1 pseudogene is annotated in these 279 nt (G+C 64.2%); it reads right to left on the bottom strand.

What is annotated here, in order from left to right:
* Positions 1 to 87: 87 nt before the first annotated feature.
* Positions 88 to 279 (bottom strand): annotated as a pseudogene (locus ACSNOK_RS34015) (ABC transporter ATP-binding protein); the annotation flags it as partial.

Raw genomic sequence — 279 nt, 5'->3', positions numbered from 1 at the left:
GCCGTACGGCGATCTCCCAAAGCCCGATAGCTGCCGCAAAGACTGCGAGCGGCAGGGCAAACTTCAAAGGGTTGGAGGATGCTGTCGTCACGCGCGCTCCTCCGCATCCTGCTCCAGCAGGATCTGCGAAATCTCTCCGCACAGGGCTGCGTAACGGGCACTGGTGCGAAAATCCTTCGTGCGTGGCCCCGGCATCTCGCCCGCAACTTCCGCGACGATGCGGCCGGGGCGCGGGGACATGATCGCGATGCGGCTCGACAGATAGGCGCTCTCATAGAC

The organism is Streptomyces sp. URMC 126 (assembly GCF_051386555.1).
In the GTDB taxonomy this organism is placed as follows: Bacteria; Actinomycetota; Actinomycetes; order Streptomycetales; family Streptomycetaceae; genus Streptomyces.
The sequence above is the reverse complement of the archived record's forward strand: the minus strand, read 5'-3'. Positions and strand labels throughout refer to the sequence as shown.